The sequence below is a fragment of the Blautia hansenii genome (assembly GCF_013304445.1).
Lineage (GTDB): Bacteria > Bacillota > Clostridia > Lachnospirales > Lachnospiraceae > Blautia.
In genome coordinates, this window is the sequence record NZ_JAAITA010000003.1 from 209,821 (window position 1) to 236,174 (window position 26,354).

The 26,354-nt window shown below is 43.5% G+C and carries 26 protein-coding genes; 23 read left to right on the top strand and 3 right to left on the bottom strand.

What is annotated here, in order from left to right:
- Positions 1-175 precede the first annotated feature (175 nt).
- The 6 genes from G5A70_RS04530 (at position 176) to G5A70_RS04555 (ending at position 6,281) form a co-directional block, all read left to right on the top strand.
- Positions 176-1,462, top strand: coding sequence for a cation:proton antiporter (locus G5A70_RS04530; protein WP_173748435.1), 1,287 nt, complete (start codon positions 176-178; stop codon positions 1,460-1,462).
- 65 nt (positions 1,463-1,527) lie between these two features.
- A complete protein-coding gene (locus tag G5A70_RS04535; RefSeq protein ID WP_173748437.1) occupies positions 1,528-3,291 on the top strand; it encodes a B12-binding domain-containing radical SAM protein in 1,764 nt (587 codons plus the stop codon).
- Entirely contained in the window at positions 3,288-3,941 is a 654-nt protein-coding gene (nth, locus tag G5A70_RS04540; protein ID WP_173748439.1) for an endonuclease III, read from the top strand. The genes G5A70_RS04535 and nth overlap by 4 nt, the downstream gene beginning before the upstream one ends.
- Positions 3,938-4,648 carry a PolC-type DNA polymerase III gene (locus G5A70_RS04545; RefSeq protein WP_173748441.1) on the top strand — a complete coding sequence of 237 codons (711 nt, stop codon included), beginning with the start codon at positions 3,938-3,940 and terminating at the stop codon, positions 4,646-4,648. The genes nth and G5A70_RS04545 overlap by 4 nt, the downstream gene beginning before the upstream one ends.
- A gap of 129 nt (positions 4,649-4,777) precedes the next feature.
- Positions 4,778-5,770 carry an AIR synthase family protein gene (locus tag G5A70_RS04550; RefSeq protein ID WP_173748443.1) on the top strand — a complete coding sequence of 331 codons (993 nt, stop codon included), beginning with the start codon at positions 4,778-4,780 and terminating at the stop codon, positions 5,768-5,770.
- 10 nt (positions 5,771-5,780) lie between these two features.
- Entirely contained in the window at positions 5,781-6,281 is a 501-nt protein-coding gene (locus G5A70_RS04555; protein WP_173748445.1) for a tRNA (cytidine(34)-2'-O)-methyltransferase, read from the top strand.
- Positions 6,282-6,309: 28 nt separating this feature from the next.
- Here G5A70_RS04555 and G5A70_RS04560 read toward each other — a convergent pair whose 3' ends face one another.
- From G5A70_RS04560 to G5A70_RS04570, 3 genes are read right to left on the bottom strand one after another with little or no spacing between them, the layout of a single operon-like run.
- Positions 6,310-7,731, bottom strand: a complete 1,422-nt coding sequence (locus tag G5A70_RS04560; protein WP_173748447.1) for a sensor histidine kinase — start codon at positions 7,729-7,731, stop codon at positions 6,310-6,312.
- On the bottom strand, positions 7,728-8,432 hold the full coding sequence (locus G5A70_RS04565) for a response regulator transcription factor (RefSeq protein ID WP_173748449.1): 705 nt from the start codon (positions 8,430-8,432) through the stop codon (positions 7,728-7,730). The genes G5A70_RS04560 and G5A70_RS04565 overlap by 4 nt, the downstream gene beginning before the upstream one ends.
- Before the next feature lie 14 nt (positions 8,433-8,446).
- Positions 8,447-10,825 carry an endonuclease MutS2 gene (locus tag G5A70_RS04570; protein ID WP_173748451.1) on the bottom strand — a complete coding sequence of 793 codons (2,379 nt, stop codon included), beginning with the start codon at positions 10,823-10,825 and terminating at the stop codon, positions 8,447-8,449.
- Positions 10,826-11,009: 184 nt separating this feature from the next.
- On the opposite strand from G5A70_RS04570, the gene G5A70_RS04575 reads away from it, so the two are divergent.
- The 17 genes from G5A70_RS04575 (at position 11,010) to G5A70_RS04655 (ending at position 26,289) form a co-directional block, all read left to right on the top strand.
- The gene (locus G5A70_RS04575; RefSeq protein ID WP_173748453.1) at positions 11,010-12,338 is read left to right on the top strand and encodes a S1C family serine protease; all 1,329 of its coding nucleotides are present in this window, start codon (positions 11,010-11,012) and stop codon (positions 12,336-12,338) included.
- A gap of 13 nt (positions 12,339-12,351) precedes the next feature.
- Complete coding sequence (locus tag G5A70_RS04580; protein ID WP_173748455.1) at positions 12,352-13,323, top strand: 3'-5' exoribonuclease YhaM family protein; 972 nt, start codon at positions 12,352-12,354, stop codon at positions 13,321-13,323.
- On the top strand, positions 13,313-14,680 hold the full coding sequence (gene rlmD / locus G5A70_RS04585; RefSeq protein WP_173748457.1) for a 23S rRNA (uracil(1939)-C(5))-methyltransferase RlmD: 1,368 nt from the start codon (positions 13,313-13,315) through the stop codon (positions 14,678-14,680). The genes G5A70_RS04580 and rlmD overlap by 11 nt, the downstream gene beginning before the upstream one ends.
- Before the next feature lie 243 nt (positions 14,681-14,923).
- A complete protein-coding gene (locus tag G5A70_RS04590) occupies positions 14,924-17,977 on the top strand; it encodes an SrtB-anchored collagen-binding adhesin (protein ID WP_173748459.1) in 3,054 nt (1,017 codons plus the stop codon).
- A gap of 238 nt (positions 17,978-18,215) precedes the next feature.
- Entirely contained in the window at positions 18,216-18,542 is a 327-nt protein-coding gene (locus G5A70_RS04595) for a YdcP family protein (RefSeq protein WP_008792581.1), read from the top strand.
- 15 nt (positions 18,543-18,557) lie between these two features.
- Positions 18,558-18,941, top strand: coding sequence for a YdcP family protein (locus tag G5A70_RS04600; protein ID WP_173748461.1), 384 nt, complete (start codon positions 18,558-18,560; stop codon positions 18,939-18,941).
- A 90-nt stretch (positions 18,942-19,031) separates the two neighbouring features.
- Entirely contained in the window at positions 19,032-19,478 is a 447-nt protein-coding gene (locus G5A70_RS04605) for a hypothetical protein (RefSeq protein ID WP_173748463.1), read from the top strand.
- A 123-nt stretch (positions 19,479-19,601) separates the two neighbouring features.
- The gene (locus G5A70_RS04610) at positions 19,602-20,996 is read left to right on the top strand and encodes an FtsK/SpoIIIE domain-containing protein (RefSeq protein ID WP_173748465.1); all 1,395 of its coding nucleotides are present in this window, start codon (positions 19,602-19,604) and stop codon (positions 20,994-20,996) included.
- A 183-nt stretch (positions 20,997-21,179) separates the two neighbouring features.
- On the top strand, positions 21,180-22,376 hold the full coding sequence (gene mobT / locus G5A70_RS04615) for a MobT family relaxase (RefSeq protein WP_173748467.1): 1,197 nt from the start codon (positions 21,180-21,182) through the stop codon (positions 22,374-22,376).
- A 12-nt stretch (positions 22,377-22,388) separates the two neighbouring features.
- A complete protein-coding gene (locus G5A70_RS04620; protein WP_003066128.1) occupies positions 22,389-22,523 on the top strand; it encodes a DUF3789 domain-containing protein in 135 nt (44 codons plus the stop codon).
- Entirely contained in the window at positions 22,524-22,745 is a 222-nt protein-coding gene (locus G5A70_RS04625) for a hypothetical protein (RefSeq protein ID WP_002323342.1), read from the top strand.
- Between the two features lie 34 nt (positions 22,746-22,779).
- A complete protein-coding gene (locus G5A70_RS04630; protein WP_021419670.1) occupies positions 22,780-23,421 on the top strand; it encodes an alpha/beta hydrolase in 642 nt (213 codons plus the stop codon).
- A gap of 200 nt (positions 23,422-23,621) precedes the next feature.
- The gene (locus G5A70_RS04635) at positions 23,622-24,248 is read left to right on the top strand and encodes an alpha/beta fold hydrolase (RefSeq protein ID WP_021422741.1); all 627 of its coding nucleotides are present in this window, start codon (positions 23,622-23,624) and stop codon (positions 24,246-24,248) included.
- 351 nt (positions 24,249-24,599) lie between these two features.
- On the top strand, positions 24,600-24,962 hold the full coding sequence (locus G5A70_RS04640) for a helix-turn-helix domain-containing protein (protein ID WP_021422740.1): 363 nt from the start codon (positions 24,600-24,602) through the stop codon (positions 24,960-24,962).
- 87 nt (positions 24,963-25,049) lie between these two features.
- Positions 25,050-25,346 (top strand): conjugal transfer protein, encoded by a 297-nt coding sequence (locus G5A70_RS04645; RefSeq protein ID WP_173748470.1) that lies wholly within the window; start codon positions 25,050-25,052, stop codon positions 25,344-25,346.
- Positions 25,265-25,768: an antirestriction protein ArdA gene (locus G5A70_RS04650; protein ID WP_118116709.1), complete on the top strand. Its 504-nt coding sequence runs from the start codon at positions 25,265-25,267 to the stop codon at positions 25,766-25,768. Before G5A70_RS04645 ends, G5A70_RS04650 begins: the two co-directional genes overlap by 82 nt.
- Before the next feature lie 17 nt (positions 25,769-25,785).
- A complete protein-coding gene (locus tag G5A70_RS04655; protein ID WP_002323345.1) occupies positions 25,786-26,289 on the top strand; it encodes an antirestriction protein ArdA in 504 nt (167 codons plus the stop codon).
- The last annotated feature ends 65 nt before the right edge of the window (positions 26,290-26,354 follow it).

A 26,354-nucleotide genomic window follows, 5' to 3' on the forward strand; every position in this document is an offset into this window, starting at 1 on the left:
TGTCCCAGAAGAGGAGAAGAGACAGAAGTCTTCTCCACCTCTACAGGAACAGCGCTCTTTTTGTGCAAGAAATATACGGTGTAGTGTAAAGGTTTTTCCTTGGATTTTCTGACAAATTGTGATAACATAAATACAGTTTTAAAAATCACAGTGTGGGGATTTGAGGAGGGAGAATATGGATTCTTATGGGTATTTACTGGATTTGGCACTGATATTGCTGACTACAAAGGCGTTTGGGCTTCTGACTCGGCGCATCAGCCTGCCGCAGGTAGTAGGGGCGCTGCTGGCAGGGCTGCTTTTAGGGCCGGCCTGTTTGGGAGTCTTACATCAGACGGAGTTTATTTATCAGGTATCAGAAATCGGTGTGATTGTTCTGATGTTTTGTGCAGGACTGGAGACGGATATCGATGAACTGAAGAAAAGCGGAAAGGCTTCGTTTATTATTGCCCTTTTGGGTGTGATAGTGCCGCTTCTGGGCGGTCTGGGAGTAGCAGCTTATTTTAACCGCCCGGGAATGTTAGAATCTGCCGCCGGAACCAGTCTGATTTTGCAGAATGTTTTCATTGGTGTTATTTTAACGGCAACCTCGGTAAGTATTTCGGTGGAAACCTTAAAGGAAATGGGCAAGTTAAATACCAGAGCGGGAAATGCCATTTTAGGGGCGGCCATTATTGATGATATTCTGGGAATCATTGCCCTTACAGTTATTACCAGTCTTGCAGATTCATCTGTAAATGTATGGCTGGTGTTCGGAAAGATTCTGGGATTTTTTGTCTTTATCGGTGTGGGCGGATATATCATTCATGTCCTGTTCCAGAAATGGGTAAAGGGATATGAGCGGGATTTGCAGCGTTTTGTCATTCTGGCGTTTGTTATCTGCCTTGTATTTTCTTACTGCGCAGAAGAATTTTTTGGTGTTGCAGACATTACAGGAGCTTTCTTTGCCGGGCTGATTATTACAAAAACAACTCATACCAATTACATTGCAAGAAGATTTGGGATTTTGTCTTATATTTTCCTGTCTCCGGTATTTTTCGCCAATATTGGTCTGCAGGTAGAACTGCCGAAAATGAGTGCCATGATTGTGGTGTTTGCAGTAATACTGGTGGTAGTGGCAGTGCTGACGAAAATCATTGGCTGCGGTCTGGGCGCAAAAATGTGTCATTACAGCAACCAGGACTGTATCCGCATTGGTATGGGGATGATTTCCAGAGGCGAGGTGGCATTGATTGTGGCTGCCAAAGGAAATGCCATTGGCCTGATGGCTCCGGATTTGCTGGGACCGGTTGTTATTGTAGTGGTGATTACCACCATTATTTCCCCCATTCTTCTGAAATTGACTTTTAGAGAGAAGAAGGGAGAAGCAGAAGGCACAGATTTTGTGGAAACGGAATTAATCCGTCAGGTGCAGGGATTTGAAGAAGAGGAACAACAGGAAAAATCCAGATATGTAAAAAAATAGAGAAAGAGAAAAGGGGCTGCTGCGTGTTTCATGCATCGGCTCTTTTCGGATAGAGGAGAGAAAATATGAAACTTCTTTTGGCGGCAGTCAATGCCAAATATATTCATTCCAATCTTGCAGTATACAGCATGAAGGCATACTGCAGAGCATTTGCAGACCACATAGAACTGGCGGAATATACCATCAATCAGCAGGAGGATGAGATTTTAAAAGATTTATATCGGAAAAAACCTGAGATTTTGTGCTTTTCCTGCTATATATGGAATATTTCTTTTATAAAGGAACTGATTCGTAATGTGAAGAAAATCCTGCCGGACACGGTGATTTGGGCAGGAGGCCCGGAGGTGTCTTACGACGCAGAGCAGTTTCTGGAAGAAATGCCGGAGGTTTTCGGCGTGATGTGCGGAGAAGGAGAGGAGACCTTCCGGGAATTAACACAATATTATGTAAATTTAGAGCGGAACACAGAAAAAGGGACGGAACTGGAAAAGATAGACGGTATTGTTTTCCGAAAGGGGAAAGAGATACAAAAAACGGCGCCAAGGGCCATTCTGGATATGGATACACTGGTGTTTCCCTATCAGGATATGGAACTTTTTCATCATCGGATTATTTATTATGAGAGCAGCAGAGGGTGTCCCTTTTCCTGTAGTTACTGTCTTTCTTCTATAGATAAGAAGCTGCGTTTTCGGAGTACGAAGCTGGTGAAACAGGAGCTGCAGTTTTTTCTGGATAACCAGGTGCCTCAGGTAAAGTTTGTGGACCGGACATTTAACTGCAAAAAGGAGCATGCACTGGAAATCTGGCGTTATATTCAGGAACATGACAATCAGGTGACGAATTTCCACTTTGAAATTGCTGCAGATTTGCTGACCGAAGAGGAAATTGCCCTGATACACACCATGCGTCCGGGACTGATTCAGCTGGAAATCGGGGTGCAGTCTACCAATGAGGACACCATAAGGGAAATTCGCAGAAAGACCAGTTTTGAAAAAATTTCCCAAAAAGTAAGACAGGTGCAGGCCGGAAAGAATGTGCACCAACATCTGGATTTGATTGCGGGGCTTCCGCTGGAAGGGTATGACAGTTTCCGAAAATCGTTTGATGACGTCTACGGATTGAGGCCTCAGCAGCTCCAACTGGGATTTCTGAAGGTTCTGAAAGGTTCTTATATGTATGAGAAGCGGGAAGAATATGGCTGTGTGTACAAGCAGAGAGAGCCTTATGAGGTGCTTTCCACAAACTGGCTGTCTTACGGAGAAATCTGCCGTCTGAAAGGCATTGAAGACATGGTAGAGGTGTATTATAACAGCGGACAGTTTACCCGTACCATAGAGGCCCTGGAGAAAGAATTTTCAGACGCCTTTGCCATGTATGAAGCTCTGGCAGATTTTTATGAGAAAAAGGGCTATTTCGGCATTTCCCATACCAGAATCCGGAGATATGAAATTCTCCTGGAATTTTTAGAAGAACAAGGAAAGGAAGATTTGGCATATTTCCGGGAACGGATGGTTTTTGATTTGTATGCAAGAGAAAATCTGAAGACCAGGCCTGTGTGGGCAGGAGAACAGAAGCTTTACAAAGAGCAGATACAGAACTTTTATCGGAAAGAGGCAGAAGAACCCCGGCTTTTGAGGCAGTATGGGGGATATCAGCCAAGGCAGTTGGAAAAAATGACACATTTGGAGGTCTTTACTTATGATGTGTTGAGCCAAAAACGGGAGAAAGGGCAGTATCCGGTTTTATTTGACTATAAAGAACGCAGCCCCCTGACCCATGACGCAAGAGTCTGTGCTGTGGAGTTTGAGCAGAGAAAGGAGGACGTATGACAAAGAGGACAAAGGAAATTCTGGAGAAGCTGGATGAGGTTTATACCAGAGAATACAAATGCTATCTGAATCACGAAAATCCGGGACAGCTTTTGATTGCCACCATGTTAAGCGCCCAGTGTACGGATGCCAGAGTCAACATTGTCACAAAAGATTTGTTTGTGAAATATCCGGATATGGAGGCTTTTGCAAAAGCAGATTTAAAGGAGTTGGAGCAGGATATTAAGCCTACGGGATTCTATCACAATAAGGCAAAGAACATTATTGGCTGCGCCCAGAGAATCTGTCAGGTATACGACGGAGAGGTTCCGCGCAGTCTGGAGGATTTAACCAGCCTGCCCGGTGTGGGAAGGAAGACGGCCAATGTGATCCGGGGAAATATTTTTCATGAGCCAAGTGTGGTGGTGGATACCCATGTAAAGCGGATTTCCAAGCGGCTGGGACTGACGAAGGAAGAGGATCCGGAAAAAGTGGAAATGGAACTGATGAAGGTTTTGCCCAAGAACCACTGGATTCTCTATAACATTCAGATAATTACTTTTGGACGGCAGATCTGCTTTGCCAGGTCGCCCAAATGCGAGGAGTGTTTTCTTACAGAATATTGCAGGGAATACAAAGAAAAACAGAAGAAAAGCAGGAAAAAAACATGAGAGCATATGTGACACTGGATTTGGAAACGACAGGTCTGGAACCGAGAAAAGACAGAATCATTGAAATTGGCGCCGTGAAGGTACAGGGCGGCATGGTGACAGGAGAGTACGCTACACTGGTGAATCCCCGAATGGAGATACCGGAGAGAATTACGGCCCTTACAGGCATTTCAGACGAAATGGTGCAGGGAAAGCCGTATGTACGGGAAGCGCTGGAGGGGCTTCTGGAGTTTTGTGAGAATCTGCCGCTTCTGGGGCATAACCTGATGTTTGACTACAGCTTTGTGAAGCACAATGCAGTCAATCTGGATATGGACTTTGAGAAAGAGGGCATGGATACGCTGAAGCTGTCCAGGATTCTGCTGCCGGATTTGCCCAGCAGAAGTCTGCAGAACCTGCGGGTACACTACCAAATTCCACAGGGGGATGCCCACAGGGCTTTAGAGGATGCCCGTACTACTTATAAACTTTATGAGCGGCTGCGGCAGGAGTATGAAGAACAGCATCCTGAACTTTTTTGTCCGGTTCCTCTTTTCTATAAGGTGAAAAAGCAGGGGCCCATAACTCCGGCACAAAAACGATACTTGCAGGATTTGATAAAATATCATAGAATAGACCTGAATGTGGAGGTGGAGAGTCTGACAAAGAATGAAGCTTCCAGACTTATTGATACGATTTTAGGCACTTATGGAAAGATAGAGAGGTAAAGGATTATGAATAAAAAAAATTCCGGGAAAAAACAGATAGTTGCAGGGATTCTGGCGGTGTTTATGATTCTGGCTATGGTGCTTCCCATGATAGCGTATGCTTTATAAGAACAGACGGAGGGACAGACCATGAAAATAGGGAAACTGCCGGAACCAATGCTGATTCGTTCCGTTTTAAGAGAAGTTGGACACAGAAGAGAAGAAATCCTGGCAGGACCGGCTGTAGGCCGTGACTGTGCGGTGATGGAACCCAGGGAAGGAGAAGTTTACGTGTTTTCCTCCGACCCTATTACCGGCACCACAAAGGATATGGGGAAACACAGTGTTTATATTACTGCCAATGATTTAGCGGCTGCCGGGGCAGAGCCAGTGGGCATTATGCTCACCATTTTGCTGCCGCCTAAGACAGAAGAGAGAGAGCTGAAAGAAATTATGCGGGGAGTGGAATCTACCTGCAGAGAACTGAATATGGAAATTATGGGCGGCCATACAGAGATTACCGATGTGGTAAAACAACCGCTGCTTTCCCTTACAGGTGTAGGCAGAATGAAGAAGGAACAGATGATGGAGCCCGGAGGCATAAAGCCGGGACAGGACATTGTGATTACCAAATGGATTGGATTGGAAGGTACCTCTATTGCGGCCAAGGAAAAGGAAAAACTGCTTTTGGAACGGTTTGCGCCGCTGTTTGTGGATACGGCCAAAGGGTTTGACCAGTATCTTTCGGTGCTGCCGGAGGCAAAGATTGCCGGCGCGTGGGGCGTTTCTGCCATGCATGACATTACAGAGGGCGGTGTGTTCGGCGCTCTGTGGGAAATGGCCTCAGGCTCAGATGTTGGACTGGATATCGACTTAAAGAAGATTCCGATTCGCCAGGAGACGGTGGAGGTCTGTGAGGTGCTGGGGCTCAATCCCTATATTCTCATGTCCAGCGGTTCTATGATGATAGCAGCCCAGGATGGACATGGCCTGGTAAGAGAATTGCATCAGGCGGGAATTTTTGCGGCAGTGGTGGGAAAGGCTACGGCAGGAAAAGAGCGGATTTTGCGAAACGGAGAAGAAACCCGGTATCTGGACAAGCCCCAGAGTGACGAATTGTATAAAATCTATCAGAAGGATTGAGGAGTAAGAAATGGCAAAGCTGAATATTGTGTTATTTGAGCCGGAGATTCCTGCTAATACGGGAAATATCGGAAGAACCTGTGTGGCAACGGGTACCCGCCTGCATTTAATCGAACCCTTGGGCTTTAAACTGAACGAAAAGGCTATTAAGAGAGCAGGCATGGATTACTGGAAAGATTTGGATGTGAAAACTTATGTAAATTATCAGGACTTTCTGAATCAAAATCCCGGTGCCAAAATCTATATGGCAACCACCAAAGCGCCTAAAACTTATGTGGACGTCCAGTATGAGGAGGATTGCTATATTATGTTTGGAAAGGAGAGCGCGGGAATTCCGGAAGAGATTCTGCTGCAAAACCAGGAGACAGCTATTCGTATTCCTATGATAGGAGAGATTCGCTCTTTAAATCTCAGCAATTCGGTGGCGATTGTGCTGTATGAGGCTCTGCGCCAGAACCATTTTGACCATATGCGTCTGGAAGGACATCTGACGAAATACGAATGGAAATAAAATAGAAGAAAAGCACAGAGGAGCAGGATTACCGCTCTTCTGTGCTTTTTTGCAGGGTAAAAATAAATTCGGTCCCCACGTCTTCGGTGCTGATGACATTGATGTTCTGCTTGTGGGAATTGATGATCTCCTTTACAATGGCAAGCCCAAGCCCGGTACCTTTGCGGTCCTTGCCACGGGAGGAATCAATTTTATAGAACCGATCCCAGATTTTCCCCAGACTGGCTTTGGGAATACCGCAGCCCTTGTCCTTCACGGAAATGAAAACCGTATCGTGTTTCAGGGAGGATTCCACTTTAATCACAGACTCCTCCGGGCTGAATTTAATGGCATTGTCAATGAGGTTATAGAGTACCTGCTGAATCTGTCCCATATCGGCCCGTACAAACAGGGTCTGGCCGGTCAGCAGAAGTTCGATGGAAATCCGTTTCTGCCTGCAGGTGCCCTCAAAGGATTCGGCAGTGCTTTTTATGATACTGTTGATGTCAAAATCCGAATAATCCAGCTGCCGTCCCTTTTCATCCAGATTGTTCAAAGTCAAGAGACTTTGGGTCAGCTTGTAGAGGCGGTCGGTTTCATGCACCACGATTTTCAGGTATTTCTCCTGCATTTCCGGAGGAATGGTACCGTCTAAAATAGCTTCTGTATAGCCCTTGATGGAGGTCAGGGGGGAGCGGAAATCGTGGGAGACGTTGGCAATGAATTTGCGCTGATAGTTTCCCGTCATGTCCAGTTCATCGGACATATAGTTCAGCGTCCCGGCCAGATATCCCAGTTCATCCTCTTTTTCCAGAGGGATGTTGTATTTCAGATTTCCCGCAGCAAAGGCATCCGCCCCCTGTATGATTTTCCGGAGGGGGCGGTAAATCATGAGAGAAAATACCGGAATAATAGCCATCATAATGAGAAGAAACAGGAGAAACAGAATGTAAATCATGTTCATCAGAGCGTCATGCTGTTCCTGCAGGACACGCATGGGAAGGTGCATGGCTACATAGCTCTCCACAGACATGTTTCTGGTGACAGGCACCATGACGCTTAAATGCGGTTCGCTGAACTGGTGAAAAAAATCCCCGATCCGGTAGTAGGAACCGCTGGCTGTTCCGGGATTAAAGCCTGTAATGATAGGGAAATCCTCTGTTTTTGGTTCCGAAGCGGTATTCAGCAGAATTTCGCCCTTGGGGCTGATAATCCAGACGTCACAGTGGCGGTAAGAGGCCAGAGTGCACAGATTTTCATACAGCTGGTTGTCTCGTTCCTCATCATTTTGGAAATACTGCACATCATGACTCTGGGCAATGGTGGTAGCTTCCTGATACAGTTCCCCGCTGTACACGGATTCCAGATGTTTCTGCACCTGACGGTTTCCCACAAAATAAATGGTGCAGAAGCCCAACAATCCCAGAATGACAATGGCAAGCACATATTTTACATAGAGAAATTTTTTCATTTGTTTTTGACCTCGAATTTATATCCGATACCCCAGACTGTGGCAATGGACCAGGCCGGGTGGTCTTTGATTTTTTCCCGGAGACGTTTGATATGCACGTCCACGGTGCGGGTGTCTCCAATGTATTCGTATCCCCAGATATGGTCTAAAAGCTGTTCTCTGGTAAAGACCTGATTCGGTGAAGAGGCCAGAAAATACAGAAGCTCCAGTTCCTTTGGCGGCATATCCAGCTGATTTCCATAGTAGATAACAGAATAATTCGTCAGGTTAATAGCCAAATCCGGGTATTCCACATATTTTCCGGAAGGCTGGGTGGAGGGCGCCACATTGGGCTGATAACGTCGAAGCACGGCTTTCACCCTGGCCACCAGTTCTTTGGAATCAAAGGGTTTAATCATATAGTCGTCCGCCCCCAGTTCCAGTCCCAGCACCTTATCAAAAATTTCGCCTTTGGCAGAAAGCATGATAATGGGAACATTGGATTTCTGGCGGATTTCCCGGCAGACCTGATAGCCGTCCATACCGGGCAGCATCAAATCCAGAAGAATCAGGTTTGGGGCAAAGGAGGAAAAAGCGGATAAGGCTTCTTCCCCGTCATTTACAATTTTAGTGTCAAAACATTCTTTGGTGAGATACAGAGAAATAAGCTCTGCAATATTGTTGTCATCGTCTACGATGAGAATTTTCTGTTTTACTGCCATGCTGCAGTCCCCCTCTATTTTTTAAATTCTACAATGGTCACGCCTGCATCTCCTTCTCCAAATTCTGCAAGATGGAAATCCTGTACATATTTCAGGCGCTTTAAGTAGTTGTGTACGCCTTTTCTGAGGGCGCCGGTGCCCTTGCCGTGTACTACCCGGACACTGCTTAAGTGTGCAAGGTAGGCGTCGTCCAGATATTTGTCCAGTTCGGCAACGGCTTCGTCCACGGTTTTTCCAAGCAGATTGATTTCCGTGCGCACGGAGGCGGATTTGCTCATTTTAATCTTTCCGGCGCCGGTGCGCTGCAGGGAAGGCGAGGTGATTACCGGTTCGTCAATCAGCTGCAAATCGGACAGAGATACTTTGGAACGGAGAATACCCATCTGGACAAATACCATGCCCTTGGCATCCGGTTTGGAACTGATAGTGCCTTTGACATTCAGACTTAACACCTTTACAGCGTCTCCTAAAGATACGTCTTTGGCTGTCAGGGTGGATTTTTTCTTTTCCGGCGTCTTTAAAGCCATTTTCTTTGCGGTTTTGTCCATTTTCTTTCGCAGTTCGGAACGTTTCTGCTCCAGTTCTCTGGCTGTCATGGATTCCTGACCCGCTTTGTTGAAAATTTTCATGGTCTGGTCCGCATATTCCTTGGCTTCCCGTAAAATCCGGTGGGCTTCTTCGTTGGCTTCCTGGAGAATCCGGTCTTTTCTCTGTTCCAGCTTGTCTTGTTTGGTTTCCAGCTGTTCCTTCAAAGTCTGGATTTCTTCTTTGTACCGGGCAATTTCGGCCTGCTCGCTTTCAATCGTCCGGCGGCTTTCTTCCAGAGAGGTGAGCACATCTTCAAAAGATTCGTCCTCCTGGCTGATTTGTTCTTTGGCCTTTTCAATAATATAATCCGGCAGTCCCAGCTTTCCGGAAATGGCAAAAGCATTACTCTTTCCCGGTACGCCGATAAGCAGGCGGTAAGTGGGGCGCAGGGTTTCTACGTCAAATTCGCAGGAGGCATTTTCCACGCCCGGCGTAGAAAGGGCATAGACCTTCAGTTCGCTGTAATGGGTGGTTGCCATGGTGCGGACTCCTTGTGCGTGAAGATGGGAGAGAATGGCAATGGCCAGAGCTGCGCCCTCAGTAGGGTCTGTTCCGGCGCCAAGCTCGTCGAAAAGCACCAGAGAGTCCCGGTCTGCTTTTTCCAGAAAACGTACCACATTGGTCATGTGGGAGGAAAAGGTACTGAGAGACTGCTCAATGCTCTGCTCGTCCCCGATGTCCGCATAAACCTCCCGAAAGACACTGAGACGGGAATGGTCAAAGGCAGGAATGTGAAGCCCGGACTGCCCCATTAAGGTCAGAAGTCCTACGGTTTTTAAAGAAACGGTTTTACCGCCCGTGTTGGGGCCGGTTACTACCAGCAGGTCAAAGGTTTCGCCCAGACGGATGTCAATGGGAACTACTTTATGTTTTTCAATAAGAGGGTGGCGTCCCTTTTTGATGTCAATAATGCCCTCTGTGTTGAAAAGGGGTTCTGTTGCATTCTGGGATTTCGCCAGAAGGGCTCTGGCAAAGATAAAATCCAGCTGTGTCAGGACTTTTAAGTCATCATCCAGCATTTCCAGACTTTCCGCAGCTGTTTCACTGAGGCCTGCCAGAATCTTTTCGATTTCTGTCTGTTCCTGAATTTCCAGTTCCCGCAGCTCGTTGTTCAGCTTGACAACAGCCATGGGCTCTACAAATACCGTAGAACCGGTGGAGGACTGGTCATGTATCATGCCGGGAATCTGTCCCTTGTGCTCTGCCTTTACGGGGATACAGTAGCGACCGTTTCGCATGGTAACCACTGCGTCCTGCAGGTAGGTTCTGGCACTGCCGCTTACATAGGAAGAAAGCTGGCTGTGGATTTTATCATTGGTATTTTTCATGGTTCTGCGCACCTGTTTCAGTCCTGCACTGGCGTCGTCAGCAATTTCTTCTTCTGAGAGAATACAGCGGCGGATTTCCAGTGACAGAGGCGTCAAAGGCTGCAGAAGTTCAAAGAGAGGGTCTAAGGAGTCCCCGGTATCATTCTCTGTTTCTCTGCGGGAATAGGCTTTGGCCCGGTTGGCATTTTCCAGAAGGCTGCAGATGGAGAGCAGTTCCCCGGTTCCCAGAGTGCTGCCGATTTCCAGCCGCTTTAGGGAACCCCGGATGTCCCGGACGCCGCCAAAGGACAGAGAGCCTTTCTGGTATACACGGGACAGGGCGTCTGCGGTTTCCTGCTGCATGGCTTCGATTTCCGCCAGATTGTCAAGCGGCGTCAGATTCCGGCAAAGTTCCTTTCCCATAGAAGAAGAGGCAAACCCTTCTAAAAGTTCTGTGATTTTATTGTATTCTAAAGTTTTTAATGCTTTTTGATTCATAGTATTCACCTTATCCAGTTTTTTAAGATTCCGCTTCCTATTTTACATGAAAACAGGCAGAAAGAAAAGGTTCTGAGGGGGAATTTTTGTGGGATGAGAGAGAAAATTTTGTGTAATCTTCATAAAAAGTTCATAAACATTCGGTATAATAGTACAAAATACAGTCTAATGCGGAGTGTTGAACATGGACGAAAAAAAGAATGAGGGACAAACAAATCAGGAGAAAAAGGAAGAGAACTCCTATGAATTTCTGAAAGAAACGATTAAGGCGAAGCCTTGGAACAGGAAGAAGCTGGCAAAGCAGGTGGGAAAACTTCTGGCTTCGGGAGCCGTGTTTGGGCTTGCGGCGGCTGTTGTGTTTTCCGTAGCAGCGCCGGCTATGACCGGTAAAATTCTGGAAAAGAAGGATGCCAGCAAGGTTACGTTTCCCCAGGAAGAAGACCAGGAGGAAGAGGAAAAGAAAGAGGGGGAAGCCGATGCGCAGAATGAGGAACTGCCGGAAAGTCAGGGCGGAGGGGACGCCTCTGCTCCTGTGGCACAGGACATGACCCCGGAGGAATACAAGAAACTGTATGGGGATATTTTTGCCACAGCGGATGAAGCGGAAAAAGCCATGGTAACGGTAATTGGAAATAAAAATGATGAGGATTGGTTTCAGACGCCTTACGAAGAGCAGATTTCCGGGATTCTGGTGGCAGAGAGCGGGCAGAATTATTTTGTGCTGACGGAATACCGGATTGTGGAGAATGTGGACCGTATCCAGGTGGTCTTCTATGACGGCACCGTGACGGATGCCAGATTCCAGAAGGCAGACCAGAATACAGGGCTGGCAGTGCTGAAAATTGACAAATCCGGTCTGGACAGTTCGTTAAAGGAAAAAATTGCCGTTGCACCGCTGGGCGAGTCCTACAATCTGAAGCTGGGAGAACCGGTTCTTGCAATTGGAAGTCCTATGGGGTATAGTGATTCTGTTGGTTATGGAATTGTGACTTCTACTTCAGATACAGTGTCCAGAGTGGACGCGCAGTATGGACTTCTCACTACAGATATTACAGGCAGCAGTCAGGGAAGCGGTGTGATTTTAAATCTGGAAGGGGAAATTGTGGGGATAATTGCCCAGAGCTTTGGCGGGGAGGAAAACGGAAACCTTATTATCGGGCTGCCGATTTCCCAGATAAAGGATTTGATTCAGACACTTTCCGATGAAAATAAGGAGATGGTGTATCTGGGTATCACGGGAGAAGACATTACTGCGGAAATTTCCGAGAAAAAGGGAATTCCGGTGGGGATTTTCGTAGAAAAGGTAGAGGTGGATTCTCCGGCTATGCAGGTGGGAATTCAGAACGGAGATGTGATTATAGAGCTGAACGGTGAAAAAGTAGAAACGGTAAAAGGATATCAGCAGCAGTTAAAATCCTGTAAATCCGGGGAAACCGTAAAGGTGAAGGCCATGCGCCAGGGAACAGAAGGATATGTAGAAGTCTCCTTTAACGTAACATTAAAAACAAGGTAGAGAGGATATGAAAATGAAATTTATTAACGAGCTTCACGAAGGGGAAAAACTTTCCGGAATTTATTTATGCAAACACAAACAGGCAGCAGTGACAAAGAACGGAAAGCCTTATGAAAACGTAATTTTACAGGATAAAACAGGTACCATTGACGCTAAAATCTGGGATCCGAATTCTCTGGGCATTGATGAATTTGACAGCCTGGATTACATTGACGTGGTGGGAGATGTAAATTCTTTCCAGGGCAGTCTTCAGGTGAGTATCAAACGTGTGCGCAAAGCCGCAGAGGGAGAGTATGAGCCGGGCAATTATCTTCCGGTGAGCAGCAAAAATGTGGATTCTATGTATGAAGGGCTGTTAAGTTATGTGGCAAGTGTGAAAAACCCTTATCTGCACCGATTGCTGGTTTCCTTCTTTGAGGAAGATCAGGATTTCGCAAAGGCATTTCGCGGCAATTCAGCGGCGAAAAGTGTGCACCACGGCTTTATCGGCGGTCTGTTGGAACATACATTAAGCGTAGTCAGCCTGTGTGATTATTACTGTAAGGTCTATCCGATTTTGAACCGGGATTTGCTGCTTACCGCAGCCATGCTGCATGATATTGGAAAAACAGAAGAATTAAGTCCGTTTCCCATGAATGATTATACAGATGACGGACAGCTTCTGGGTCACATTATGATAGGGGCGGAAAGAATCCATGATAAGGCAGGAGAAATCCCCGGATTTCCAAAGAAACTGGAAAGTGAGCTGAAGCATTGTATTCTGGCTCATCACGGGGAGTTGGAATACGGCTCGCCAAAGAAACCGGCACTGCCGGAAGCCCTGGCGCTGAATCTGGCGGACAATACAGACGCGAAGATGGAAACCCTGACTGAAATATTTGCGTCAGCAGGGCAGCAAAAAGAATGGATTGGTTACAACCGTCTTTTTGAATCCAATTTCAGAAAATCCAGTTGTGAGCAGGAAGGCGGCGTTCATGGAATTTAAGAAGAATGATACGGTAACACTTTATATAGAAGATATGGGACACGACGGAGAGGGCATCGGAAAGGCGGATGGCTATACGCTTTTCGTGAAAGATACCGTGATTGGTGATAAGGTAGAAGCCAGGATTATGAAAATGAAAAAGAACTATGGCTATGCCCGTCTGATGAAAGTGCTGGAACCCTCCAAAGACCGTGTGCAACCCCGCTGTCCCGCGGCCAGAGCCTGCGGGGGCTGTCAGCTGCAGTTCCTTTCTTATGAGAAGCAGTTGGAATTTAAGAAAAATAAGGTGAAGGGAAATCTGAAGAGAATCGGAGGCTTTGAAAATATCTGTATTGAGCAGGTGATTGGTATGGAAGAACCCTGGCGGTACAGAAACAAAGCCCAGTTTCCTGTGGGCAAAAATAAAGACGGGGAAATCATTACCGGCTTTTATGCAGGCAGAACCCATTCCATTATTTCCAATAAAAACTGTTATCTGGGTACAGAAGTGAATGAGCAGATTCTGGAGGAAGTTCTGGTTTACATGAAGGAGAATCACATAGAGCCTTACGATGAGGTTTCCGGTACTGGACTGGTTCGCCATGTCCTTATCCGCTGCGGCTTTAAGACAGGGGAAATTATGGTCTGTCTGGTTCTTAACGGAGACGCTCTGCCGAAAGCGGAGAAGCTGACGGCGCGGCTGCAGGAGATTCCCGGCATGACCAGTATTACCTTTAATGTGAATAAGAAGAGAAATAATGTGATTTTAGGTGATAAAATTGTGAAACTGTGGGGGCAGGACTACATTTCAGACTATATTGGAGAAGTACAGTATCGAATTTCTCCCCTTTCCTTTTATCAGGTGAATCCGGTACAGACGGAGAAGCTGTACAACACGGCCCTGGAGTATGCGGGGCTTACCGGAAAGGAAATTGTGTGGGATTTGTACTGCGGTATCGGGACGATTTCTCTTTTTCTGGCACAGAAGGCCAAGCAGGTCTATGGTGTGGAGATTGTGCCTGCGGCTATTGCAGATGCCAAGAAAAATGCGGAAAGAAACGGGATTGCAAATGCGGAATTTTATGTAGGAAAGGCAGAAGATGTGCTTCCGAAAAAATATGAGGAGGAAGGTGTTTCTGCCGATGTGATTGTGGTAGACCCGCCTAGAAAGGGCTGCGATGAGGCGCTGCTGGAGACTATGCTGAAGATGAATCCGGAGAGGATTGTATATGTGAGCTGCGATTCTGCTACCCTGGCCAGGGACTTAAAGCGGCTGTGCGCGGAGAAGTATGAGGTGAAGAGAGTAGCGGTGTGCGATATGTTTCCGCAGGGGGTGCATGTCGAGACTTGTGTGTTGCTACAAAGACGAACTATGTAGAAATCCTTAATTTTAGGCACTTTTTCAAGCATATCGTCTTTACGAGCGAGGGCGATAAAATCAGAAATAAAGAGATAAAAAACTATATCAATGTTTCGGTAGTAGTTGATATAGAGTGTGGGAACACAAACAATTAAATACTAAACTTTAGGGGTACTTGTTAAAAAAGTATCCCTTTTCAATGTAAGGCGTTCAGAAATGAGCGTCTATTTTTATACCCAAAATGAAAGGAGCATTAGATTTATGAAAAAGATGTTAAAACGATTGTGTATGGGCTTCTTAGCTCTTGCGACTGTCGTTAGTGTTTTACCGACTACACCCGTCCAGGCAGAAAGTAAACAATACTGGACGGAAAGTGCAGAGCGTGTTGGTATCATTGAAAAAGTGATGAATGACGGTTCTATCAGTTCTACATTCAATGAGGGCATGATGAAAGTTGAGGGCGAAACTGCCTATTGTATTGACATCAATACAGATTTTAAGAATGGCTACAAGACCAGAGCTGACGCAAGCTCACGCATGAGTGCCGACCAGATTTCAGATGTGGCGTTATCCTTAGAGTATGTCAAACAGTATAGAGAAACTCACAAGGGACTGAACTACAAACAAGTTTATCTGTTGGAACAATGCGTTGTCTGGCAGAGATTGAGCGTACATCTTGGCTGGCAATGTGATAACGTGCGAGCTTCTTATGATGAAATACCAAAGGCGACGCAGGACGAAGTTTTCTCTGGTGCAAAAGTCTTTGTCAAAGAAAATAAAGGACGCTATGAATGTGGCGGTTATATCTACTCTGGCGAGGGGCAGGAATTAGGGCGATTCTGGGCGAAATTAAATGTCGGAAATGCGAAACTGCAAAAGACTTCCAGTAGTGCCAGTATTACAGACGGTAACGGGAATTACTCTATCGCTGGTGCAACATACGGTGTCTTTGCTGATAAGGACTGCACAAAACAGCTTGCCACCCTTAAGACTGATGAAAACGGAAATACAGATGTTGCAGAGGTAACGGCTGGCACAGTTTATATCAAGGAATTATCTGCACCAGCAGGATATAAAGTGGATAAAACAGTCTATCCATTGACAATCAAAGCTGGCGAAACAGCAACCTTGAAAGTATCAGATACACCAAAAGTAACAGACACTTTGATTGAGCTTTTCAAGATTGATATGGAAATACAGAAAGACAATCCGCAGGGGAACGCTTCTTTAGCAGGTGCGGAATTTACATGGAAGTATTATGCTGGCTTCTATAATAAAGAAAATCTTCCTGCCGAAGCTACTCGTACATGGGTTACAAAGACAATCGCTGAAACTGACAGCGACGGGACAACCCACTATATCACAAAATTAGCGGACGCATACAAGGTATCTGGCGACAGCTTCTATATGCAGGACGGTAAGGCGGTTCTTCCACTTGGGACACTCACTGTTGAAGAAACAAAAGCTCCAAACGGCTACTTGCTGGATGGTGCATATATGCAGGCTGGCGATAAATCTGAACAGATTAAGGGCTTATATGTAACACAGATTAGAGAGGACGGCGACCTTGCCGTACTATCTGGAAGTAACCAATTTTCTGTATCAGATAAAGTCATTCGTGGCGGTGTGAAAATCCAGAAACGAGATTTAGAAACGGGCGATACCAAACCACAAGGAAGTGCCACCTTGAAAGATACTGCCTTTGACATCATTTCCTTAAATGATAATGAGGTATTGGTTGAGGGCAAGCTATACAAGAAAAATGAAGTGGTAAAAACAATCCATACGGATATTGAGGGTGTCGCTTCTACTTCCGCTGACCTTTTACCTTATGGAAAATTCCGTATCGTTGAGAGTGAAGCTCCAAACGGATATTTGACAGACGGTGCAAAACCGATTGACTTTGCAATCACAGAAAATGGAAAAATTGTGGACTTAACTGACGAAGCCCATTCTATCTATAATCAGATTAAGCGTGGCGATATTGAGGGCGTGAAAATTGGTGCAGGCACACACAAGCGTCTTGCTGATGTTCCCTTTAGGATCACAAGCAAGACGACGGACGAAAATCATGTGGTGGTAACTGATGATAACGGGCAATTCTCCACTTCTGCTGACTGGGCTTCACATAAGCACAATACCAACGCAGGCAAGACCAGCGAGGACGGTGTGTGGTTTGGAACTTCTGAACCAGACGACAGCAAAGGTGCGTTGCCTTACGATACTTACATCATTGAAGAATTACGCTCCGATAGCAACAAAGGCTTTGAACTTATCCCACCTTTTGAAATCGTGGTATCAAGAAATAATCTTGTGATTGATTTAGGGACTTTGACTGATGAATACGAAAAAGAAATCTCTATCCATACCACAGCAACCAGCAAGGACGGCGAAAAAACTATTCTTGCAGGAAAAGAGGTAACAATCGTTGATACTGTCAAATTAGACGGACTTACAAAAGGCACAAAGTATCAGTTGAAAGGCTGGCAGATGTTAAAGGAAGAAAACGCCGAGCTTATCATTGACGGGAAACGTGTAGAAAACGATTATACCTTTGTCGCTGATGAGGAAGAAATGAAAGTGGAAATTTCCTATACGTTCAATGCGTCTGCTTTAGGTGGCAAAAACCTTGTTACCTTTGACGAATTGTATGATTTCAGCAATCCAGACGAACCCGTAAAAGTTGCGGAACACAAGGACATTGAGGACGACGGGCAGACGGTACTTATCACAGAGCGTATCATCAAGATACATACAACTGCTACCGATAAGGACGGCAACAAAGAGCTTGAAGCAGAAAAAGAGGTAACAATCATTGATACCGTAACCTTAGAGGGATTGGAAATCGGTACACAGTACAAACTTGTGGGCTGGCAGATGTTGAAAGAAGAAAATGCAGAACTTCTTATCAATGGAAAGCGTGTGGAAAGTAATTATACCTTTACTGCTGACAGCGAAACTATGAAAGTGGAAGTTGCCTTTACCTTTGACGCTACTTCCCTTGACGGTAAACAGCTTGTAACTTTTGAAGAATTGTACGATTTCAGCAATCCAGACGAGCCGAAGAAAGTTACCGAGCATAAGGACATTGACGACGAGGGACAGACGATTACCTTTAAGGAAAAACCAGAAGTCCCAGAAGAACCAGAGAAACCCGAAACACCACAGACACCAGAAAAGCCAAACAGACCTAGCGACAGTCCCAAAACGGGCGATAATACCAGCCTTTACGGACTGCTTGCACTTCTTATGACTTCTGGTGCTGGGCTGGCAGGTATCTTCTTCTACAAACGCCGTAAAATGAAGAAATCATAAGGCGGTAACGGTATGATGAAAGAAAAATCACGCTCTCCGCCGAAGCTGTCAAACGGCAGACTTCCGCTTATTCTGGCTTGTCTGCTAACAACCTGCAAGAACACGGATAGTCAAGGGTGCGTAAGCATTGATTTTACCCTTTACTATCGGTGGGATTGCTGGTACTTCCCGAACCGCCAGAATAAGCAATCACAATCAAAGAACTTATCAAGTATAGAAAGAAACGAGGTAAAACACTATGGAAATGAAATATGTCGTGCCAGATATGGCACAGTCTTTTGGAACTCTTGAATTTGCAGGCGAAAGCGAGCCAGTCTTTGAAAGAGATAAAAATAACCGCAGGGTCTTAGCCAGACGAAGCTATAACCTTTATTCTGACGTGCAGAAAGGCGAAAATGTAGTAGTGGAAATTCCCGTGCAGGCTGGCGAAAAGCATTTCAAGTATGAGCAGAAAGTAAAACTTGTTAATCCGAAGTTATATGGCAGAGGCTACGCAATCGGGGATATGGGACATACCGATTATGTGTTGCTTGCTGATGATATTGTAGCAGTTGAAGAAAAGTAAAGGAGTGAAAAATTTATGAGATTATCAAACGGGTTTGTCATTGACAAAGAGAAAACATTTGGAGAATTAAAATTTACAGCGGTGCGTGATGTGTTCTTGCAGAACGAGGACGGGACACCGAGTACTCAACTGAAAAAGCGTATCTATGATTTGAAGTGCAGTCTGCATGGTGGAATTATCCCCGTATCTGTACCACCAGAAGTACCGTTAAGGGAATTTCCGTACAATGCAGTTGTGGAGCTTGTCAATCCCGTAGCCGATACGGTATCACGAAAAACTTATATGGGTGCAGATGTGGACTGGTATGTAAAGGCAGAGGATATTGTGTTGAAGAATAAAGGTAACCAGAACGCAGGTAGTCAACAGAACCCTACACCTCAAGGACAACAGAAAAAATAAACTGATACCTAAATTTTCATTGTAGCGGATATTTGGAACTGTTATAATATGGGTATGAAAAAATAACTAAAATTGGAGGGTAAAAATATTATGGAAACAATTCATCAACAGCTTATAAAAGAAATTGAAAATTATTTGAAACCATTTAAAGACGATTATGTTGAACAACGTTTTGAGTATAAGATAACAGATTATTGGATGAATGATATTATTTATAAAGTCGAAGTAAATGGATATCATAAAGATGAATATAATCCAGAAAAACAAGCTACTTTTGTTTTATTGAGATTTTTTATAAATTATGAGTACAAGCAAATTATGATAAGTAATATATTTTTACCAGATTTTATGAAGTATAAGGGGATTGGGAAAAAACTTATTTACAATTTATTTGTAATATCAGAAAAAGAAAACTCTGAGCTTTTTATTATCGACATGGTAAATAGTTTTTACCAAAGAATGATAAAAAGAGGTGCATTACCTTGCGACGATTGCGATGATGCCGTTCAGATAGTTAGTGAAACGAAATTAGTTTAATTTTTATTTGCCTTGATTTGTAAAACTATAAATATTGGTTTGACAATTCCATATCCATACACACAAAGCAGTTAGTCTTAGGATTGACTGCTTTTTTTCGTACTCAGAAAGGAGTGATTGATTATGCGTAAGATTTGGAATAAAGGACACCGTATCAGAGCCAGCGACAAACACCTTGTTTACCACTTTTTTATAGGGTCACTTCTGTTTGTATTCGTGGCGGTTCTTTTGCTATTGAATATCAAACAGCTCATGCGTACCGATTGGGAGCATTTCAGCTTGTTAGAAAACGGCTTGACGCTCTCCCCTTACAACTTCATAACCATACTGATAGCGACTGGTGTTTGTGCATTGGTCGCTTTTCTGTATTACCGCTTCTGTTATGACAATTTCAAGAAGCTCCTGCACCGTCAAAAGCTGGCACGAATGGTACTGGAAAATAAGTGGTATGAAGCCGATACCGTACAAGACAGCGGTTTTTTTACTGACCTGCAAAGCAGATCAAGGGAAAAAATCGTCTGGTTTCCAAAGATTTATTATCAAATGGAAAAGGGACTGCTTCATATCCGCTGTGAAATTACGCTGGGGAAATATCAAGACCAGCTTTTACGGTTAGAGGATAAATTGGAAAGTGGCTTGTATTGCGAGCTGACCGACAAGACCCTGCATGACGGCTATATCGAATATACCCTGCTTTATGATATGATAGCGAACCGCATTACCATTGATGAAGTACGGGCAGAGAACGGCTGTCTTAGACTGATGAAAAATCTTGTGTGGGAATATGACGCACTCCCTCATGCTCTGATTGCAGGTGGGACTGGTGGCGGTAAAACTTATTTTCTGCTGACGCTTATTGAAGCCTTACTGCATACTAACGCTGTCCTTTATATCTTAGACCCGAAGAACGCTGACCTTGCGGACTTAGGGTCAGTTATGGGAAATGTGTATCACACGAAAGAAGACATGATAGATTGCGTCAATGCTTTTTATGAGGGCATGGTGCGACGAAGCGAGGAAATGAAACGACACCCGAACTATAAGACGGGCGAAAACTACGCCTATCTGGGACTGCCACCCTGCTTTCTTATCTTTGATGAATATGTGGCGTTTTTTGAAATGTTGGGGACGAAAGAAAGCGTGAGCTTACTTAGCCAGTTAAAGAAAATCGTTATGTTAGGGCGACAAGCAGGTTATTTCCTTATCGTCGCCTGCCAGCGTCCAGACGCAAAGTATTTCTCGGACGGTATCAGAGATAACTTCAATTTCCGTGTGGGACTTGGGCGTATCAGCGAATTAGGTTACGGTATGCTGTTTGGTTCAGACGTGAAAAAGCAGTTTTTTCAGAAGCGTATCAAGGGGCGTGGTTATTGTGATGTGGGGACAAGCGTGATAAGCGAATTTTACACGCCTTTAGTCCCGAAAGGACATGATTTTTTGCAGACTATCGGCTCTCTTGCACAAGCAAGGCAGGACGGGACGGCGACGTGCGAAGCGAAAGGCGACGGCACGGACTAGCCGTTGCTGGTGTGGCGTAAGCCACGCCAGCAGGTAAAACCCCTCGGTATCTAACAGAGGGGTACGTTTGCAAATAGACAATAGACAAAAAACATAGGAAGCATAAGGCTTCTGGCATGGTTTCCTAACAAAAATCGGCTGTGAAGTCGTCCTTAAAAACTTCACACTTTATAGATTGGGGGTATGGTTCTGAATGAAGAACAATGGATAAAAGAATTACGGGAGAAACGGATTGCTTACGGTATCTCACAAGGCAGGCTGGCGGTGGCTTCTGGTATCACAAGGGAATATCTCAACAAGATAGAAAGCGGAAAAATGAAGCCGTCAAAGGAACTTCTGGAAACTCTGCATAAGGAACTGGCAAGGTTCAATCCAGAAGCACCGCTTACCATGCTGTTTGATTATGTGAAAATTCGTTTTCCCACGCTGGATATACAGCACATCATCAAAGATATATTAAAACTGAATATCAATTATATGCTCCATGAAGATTACGGACATTACAGTTATACGGAGCATTACTCTTTAGGGGACATCTTTATCTATACGTCGGCTGACGAAGAAAAAGGTGTCCTCTTAGAATTAAAGGGGCGTGGTTGCAGGCAGTTTGAAAGTTACCTGCTGGCACAGCAAAGAAGCTGGTATGACTTTCTCATGGACGCACTTGTAGACGGTGGCGTGATGAAGCGTATCGACCTTGCTATCAACGACCATACGGGCATTTTGGATATTCCAGAGCTTGTGGAAAAATGCAGGAAACGGGAATATATTGGAAAGTCCAGAAGCTATAAGTTTTACCAGTCGGGCGAGCTTATCAAGCACAGAGAGGACGACAGAGAATATATGGGACGCACCCTTTATCTTGGTTCGCTGAAATCAGATGTGTATTTCTGTATCTATGAAAAGGACTATGAGCAGTACGTCAAGTTAGGGACACCGCTGGAAGAAGCCGACATTATCAACCGTTTTGAGATACGGCTTCGCAATGAACGAGCTTATTATGCAGTACGAGATTTGCTGACGTATTATGACGCAGAACAGACCGCCTTTTCTATCATCAATCAGTATGTGCGGTTTGTTGATGAAGAACCAGACAAGCGGAAAAATGACTGGAAACTCAATGACCGCTGGGCTTGGTTTATTGGCGATAATCGGCAAAGTCTGAAACTAACGACAAAGCCAGAGCCTTACACTTTAGACCGCACATTGCGTTGGGTACAAAGGCAGGTAGCACCGACCTTGAAAATGCTGAAAAAGATTGATAAGGGAAACGGTACAGACTACATGGAAACGATTGAAAAGCAGGCAGTCTTGAGCGAAAAGCATGAAATGATAATCAAACAGCAGACGACCCCTGCAAAAGATTTAGTAGAAAGTTAGGAGTGATAAAAAATGTGGGAATTAGGAAAAGACTTCCTGTTGGTATCTATGGGAATGGGTATCGGCGTTGTCTTGATGTGTATTTTGAGTGTTGGCAAAGAAGCTGACTATAAAATGAAACAATTAAAAGAAAGCGAGGACAATTAAATGAATTTCGGACAAAATTTGTATCAATGGTTTTTAAGCAACGCACAGAGCTTGGTGCTTATGGCGATTGTGGTTATCGGTATCTACTTAGGGTTCAAGCGTGAGTTTTCCAAACTTATCGGCTTCTTGGTAGTTGCCTTGATTGCTGTCGGCTTGGTATTCAATGCTGGCGGTGTGAAAGATGTACTGTTAGAGTTGTTCAATAAGATTATCGGTGCATAAAATTTTATTGTGGTGCTGATATGAGAATGGTATAATGTGGATATATAAAATTCTGATTTATGGGGGCGTTATTTTGAAGAAAGCAATGATATATGTTCATGGTAAAGGTGGAAGTTATCTTGAAACTGAACAGTTCAAAAATATTTGTTTAGATTTTGATGTTTTTGGAGTAGATTATAATGACTATTTCCCGTGGATTGTAAAAAATAAAATTATGGAAGTCTACGATAAAATATCTGAAAAATATGACTACATATATGTACTTGCTAATAGTATCGGAGCTTATTTTACAATGCACACATTACAGAATTTCAAGATTGAAAAAGCATTATTCATATCGCCTATACTTGATATGGAACAACTTATAGTAGATATGATGAGCTGGGCGAATGTGTCTGAAAAGGAACTTTCTGAAAGAAAAGAAATACCAACTGATTTTGGAGAAACATTATCGTGGGAATATCTATGTTTTGTTCGGGCAAACCCGATAAATTGGAAAACGCCTACTGAAATTTTGTATGCTGAACATGATAATCTTACATCACGTCAAACGGTAGATAAATTTATTGATAGACATTGTGCAAATCTTACCGTTATGAATGACGGAGAACATTGGTTTCATACTGACGAACAGATTTTATTTAGAGATAATTGGCTAAGAAAAGTTATACAATAGAATTTAGATTTTATATCCACACACAAAGCAGTTAGTTTTAGGATTGACTGCTTTTTTCTTATCAAAATTTCAGATTGGAGTGATGAAATGGTGTCTGTTAGAGCTGTTCAATAAGATTATCGGTGCATAGAATTTTATTGTGGTGCTGATATGAGAATGTTATAATGTGGATATGAAACACAGTATCTAGGAGTGATGAAATGAAATATATAATGCTTCATGGTTTGGGACAATCTTCTGAAAGTTGGAGTGATACCGTAAAAGTATTCAATGATGATTTTGAAGTTTTATGCCCTAATTTATCAGATTGGCTTTCTGGGAAAACACCATGTTATGATACATTGTATCGGACATTGGAAACATACTGTGAACAGTTTGAAGAACCGCTAAATATTTGTGGACTTTCTTTAGGTGGTATTCTTGCTATGCAGTATGCGATAGAACACCCAGAAAAAATGAACTCATTAGTATTAATAGGCACACAATATGAAATGCCAAAGTATCTGTTAAAAATGCAAAATCTGATATTCCGTATTATGCCTTGTTCAGCATTTGAAAAAATGGGCTTTCAGAAAACAGATTTTATCAATCTATGCAAATCTATGACAGAACTTAATTTTAAACATGAACTGAAAAAAATATCATGTTCGGTACTTGTTGTCTGTGGCGATAAGGATAAGATAAATAAAAAAGCTTCTTTAGAATTGCAACAACAGATAGAAAACGCAGAAATAGCTATTATTGAAAATGCAGGACATGAAGTAAATACAGATAACCCAACACTACTAGGGCAAAAGTTAAATGTATTTTTCAAACAATATGTCTGATAAACAATTTCATATCCATACACACAAAGCAGTTAGTCTTAGGATTGACTGCTTTTTTCTTACCAAAATTTCAGATTGGAGTAATGAAATAGTGTCTGTTGGAGCTGTTCAATAAGATTATCGGTACGTAAAATTTTATTGTGGTGCTGATATGAGAATGCTATAATTGGAGCATAAAAAATGAACTTATATGTGGTTAATATTTCTTTACTTTATGACAAATATTAGTGAATTATACTGATGTAATGAATGGTTGACAAATTGCCAACAAAGGTTGGTTGCAAGAAATCATCATATTTGCAATACTTATTTTGCGGTCGCAAATATAATTTATATTTTAGGAGGCTACTTATGAACTTTAATGAAAAACTGATAAATTTAAGAAAGTCCAAAGGTCTTTCACAAGAAGAATTGGGAAATGAACTAAAGGTTTCCAGACAAACAATTTCAAAATGGGAGTCTTGTCAGTCATACCCAGATTTTCAACGATTAGTATTATTGAGTGATTTCTTTGGATTGACATTAGATGAACTGGTAAGAGATATTGACGTGCAAGAAGTAAGAGAAAAAAATTTAAATAATGAAAAATTATCTTCCATATACGATGATATAAATGAGGGGAAAAAATTTATTAGGCTATGTTATATAATTGGAACTGGAGTGCTAATATTTTTTTCACTTATCGTTCTTTATGGTGTGTTTTTCTCAAAATAAAATATAAGTTCTTATATATTTTAAAAAGCAGTTAGTCTTAGGATTGACTGCTTTTTTCATACCTAAATTTCAGATTGGAGTGATGAAATGAACGATATTTTTAAGGATATGCAGGCAAACGTCGGCTGTGAATACATTTCCGACCTGCCCTCTTACAAGCGTAAGGTATGGCAGGAAATGAAACGACTGAACCCTGCCGACTATGAAGAAAGACAGTTAGAAGATTTTTCTAAATATGTGTTTGGTATGTCGTGCCAGACCTTAAAAGATGTGAGGAAACAACAGAAAGGACGTGAGGAACAATGCAGGAAACAAGGGTGCTGGTGGAAACGAGAGGAACAACTGGCGAAGAAACAATATCATACTGGTTCGACTTGCCAATAGATGTTGCCGAGTTTGAAGAAAAGCTAGGTATCGGTGCAGAAAGTCAAGATTATCGTATTATCGAAAAGGTACTGCCCTTTGCTGATGAAATCCACGAACATACAAGTGTGTATCAGCTCAACGAATTAGCTTTTATGTACCGCCAGCTTTCAAGCGATATGCAGGAAGAATATACAGCACTTCTTACCGTATATGAAAATTTAGAAGCACTTTATATTTGCAGGAACGTGATTACGGTTTATCCTGACTGCAAAAGCATGATAGATGTTGCAAAGCAAAAGCTGATGAACGACCCGACATTTAAGCATTTATCCGAGGGCTGTCAAGAATATTACTTTGACTTTGAAGCCTACGCTTCTCACTTGCAGGAACACGGGAAATTTTTAGTAACGGAACACGGTATCTTTGAACTGCCAGAGTAGGAAATGAGGTGGTGCTTATGATTGATGATATGGCGGTTTACATTGCTAATCTTGGCAAATACAATGAGGGCTATTTAGTTGGTGCTTGGTTCACATTTCCTATTGACGAGGAAGATGTAAAAGAAAAAATCGGCTTGAATGAACAGTATGAGGAATATGCAATCCATGATACCGATAACTTTCCCATTGCGATTGGCGAGTATGTTTCCATTGAAGAACTCAATGAGATGTATGAAATGATAGAGGAACTTCCCGACTATATCGTAGAGTGTCTGGACGAATTTATCAGCCACTACGGGACGCTGGAAGAAGTCGTGGAACACAAGGACGATATTTATTATTATCCAGACTGTGAAACCATGACAGACGTTGCCTACTACTACATAGACGAATTGCAGGCACTTGGCGACATTCCACCCAGTTTACAGAACTACATTGACTATGAAGCCTACGGGCGAGATTTGGATATGGGCGGTTGCTTTATCGAAACAAGCCGAGGTATGTGCGAGATACCATATTAACGCTGGAAGATCAGCAACAAACATTGTTGCTACTGACAGCGTATTTCTCTTTTAAGGGACAGTCT

Coding starts and splice junctions, on each gene's coding strand:
- G5A70_RS04530 (WP_173748435.1), top strand. CDS start 176: ATGGATTCTTATGGGTATTTACTGGATTTGGCACTGATATTGCTGACT.
- G5A70_RS04535 (WP_173748437.1), top strand. CDS start 1,528: ATGAAACTTCTTTTGGCGGCAGTCAATGCCAAATATATTCATTCCAAT.
- nth (WP_173748439.1), top strand. CDS start 3,288: ATGACAAAGAGGACAAAGGAAATTCTGGAGAAGCTGGATGAGGTTTAT.
- G5A70_RS04545 (WP_173748441.1), top strand. CDS start 3,938: ATGAGAGCATATGTGACACTGGATTTGGAAACGACAGGTCTGGAACCG.
- G5A70_RS04550 (WP_173748443.1), top strand. CDS start 4,778: ATGAAAATAGGGAAACTGCCGGAACCAATGCTGATTCGTTCCGTTTTA.
- G5A70_RS04555 (WP_173748445.1), top strand. CDS start 5,781: ATGGCAAAGCTGAATATTGTGTTATTTGAGCCGGAGATTCCTGCTAAT.
- G5A70_RS04560 (WP_173748447.1), bottom strand. CDS start 7,731: ATGAAAAAATTTCTCTATGTAAAATATGTGCTTGCCATTGTCATTCTG.
- G5A70_RS04565 (WP_173748449.1), bottom strand. CDS start 8,432: ATGGCAGTAAAACAGAAAATTCTCATCGTAGACGATGACAACAATATT.
- G5A70_RS04570 (WP_173748451.1), bottom strand. CDS start 10,825: ATGAATCAAAAAGCATTAAAAACTTTAGAATACAATAAAATCACAGAA.
- G5A70_RS04575 (WP_173748453.1), top strand. CDS start 11,010: ATGGACGAAAAAAAGAATGAGGGACAAACAAATCAGGAGAAAAAGGAA.
- G5A70_RS04580 (WP_173748455.1), top strand. CDS start 12,352: ATGAAATTTATTAACGAGCTTCACGAAGGGGAAAAACTTTCCGGAATT.
- rlmD (WP_173748457.1), top strand. CDS start 13,313: ATGGAATTTAAGAAGAATGATACGGTAACACTTTATATAGAAGATATG.
- G5A70_RS04590 (WP_173748459.1), top strand. CDS start 14,924: ATGAAAAAGATGTTAAAACGATTGTGTATGGGCTTCTTAGCTCTTGCG.
- G5A70_RS04595 (WP_008792581.1), top strand. CDS start 18,216: ATGGAAATGAAATATGTCGTGCCAGATATGGCACAGTCTTTTGGAACT.
- G5A70_RS04600 (WP_173748461.1), top strand. CDS start 18,558: ATGAGATTATCAAACGGGTTTGTCATTGACAAAGAGAAAACATTTGGA.
- G5A70_RS04605 (WP_173748463.1), top strand. CDS start 19,032: ATGGAAACAATTCATCAACAGCTTATAAAAGAAATTGAAAATTATTTG.
- G5A70_RS04610 (WP_173748465.1), top strand. CDS start 19,602: ATGCGTAAGATTTGGAATAAAGGACACCGTATCAGAGCCAGCGACAAA.
- mobT (WP_173748467.1), top strand. CDS start 21,180: ATGGTTCTGAATGAAGAACAATGGATAAAAGAATTACGGGAGAAACGG.
- G5A70_RS04620 (WP_003066128.1), top strand. CDS start 22,389: ATGTGGGAATTAGGAAAAGACTTCCTGTTGGTATCTATGGGAATGGGT.
- G5A70_RS04625 (WP_002323342.1), top strand. CDS start 22,524: ATGAATTTCGGACAAAATTTGTATCAATGGTTTTTAAGCAACGCACAG.
- G5A70_RS04630 (WP_021419670.1), top strand. CDS start 22,780: ATGTGGATATATAAAATTCTGATTTATGGGGGCGTTATTTTGAAGAAA.
- G5A70_RS04635 (WP_021422741.1), top strand. CDS start 23,622: ATGAAATATATAATGCTTCATGGTTTGGGACAATCTTCTGAAAGTTGG.
- G5A70_RS04640 (WP_021422740.1), top strand. CDS start 24,600: ATGAACTTTAATGAAAAACTGATAAATTTAAGAAAGTCCAAAGGTCTT.
- G5A70_RS04645 (WP_173748470.1), top strand. CDS start 25,050: ATGAACGATATTTTTAAGGATATGCAGGCAAACGTCGGCTGTGAATAC.
- G5A70_RS04650 (WP_118116709.1), top strand. CDS start 25,265: ATGCAGGAAACAAGGGTGCTGGTGGAAACGAGAGGAACAACTGGCGAA.
- G5A70_RS04655 (WP_002323345.1), top strand. CDS start 25,786: ATGATTGATGATATGGCGGTTTACATTGCTAATCTTGGCAAATACAAT.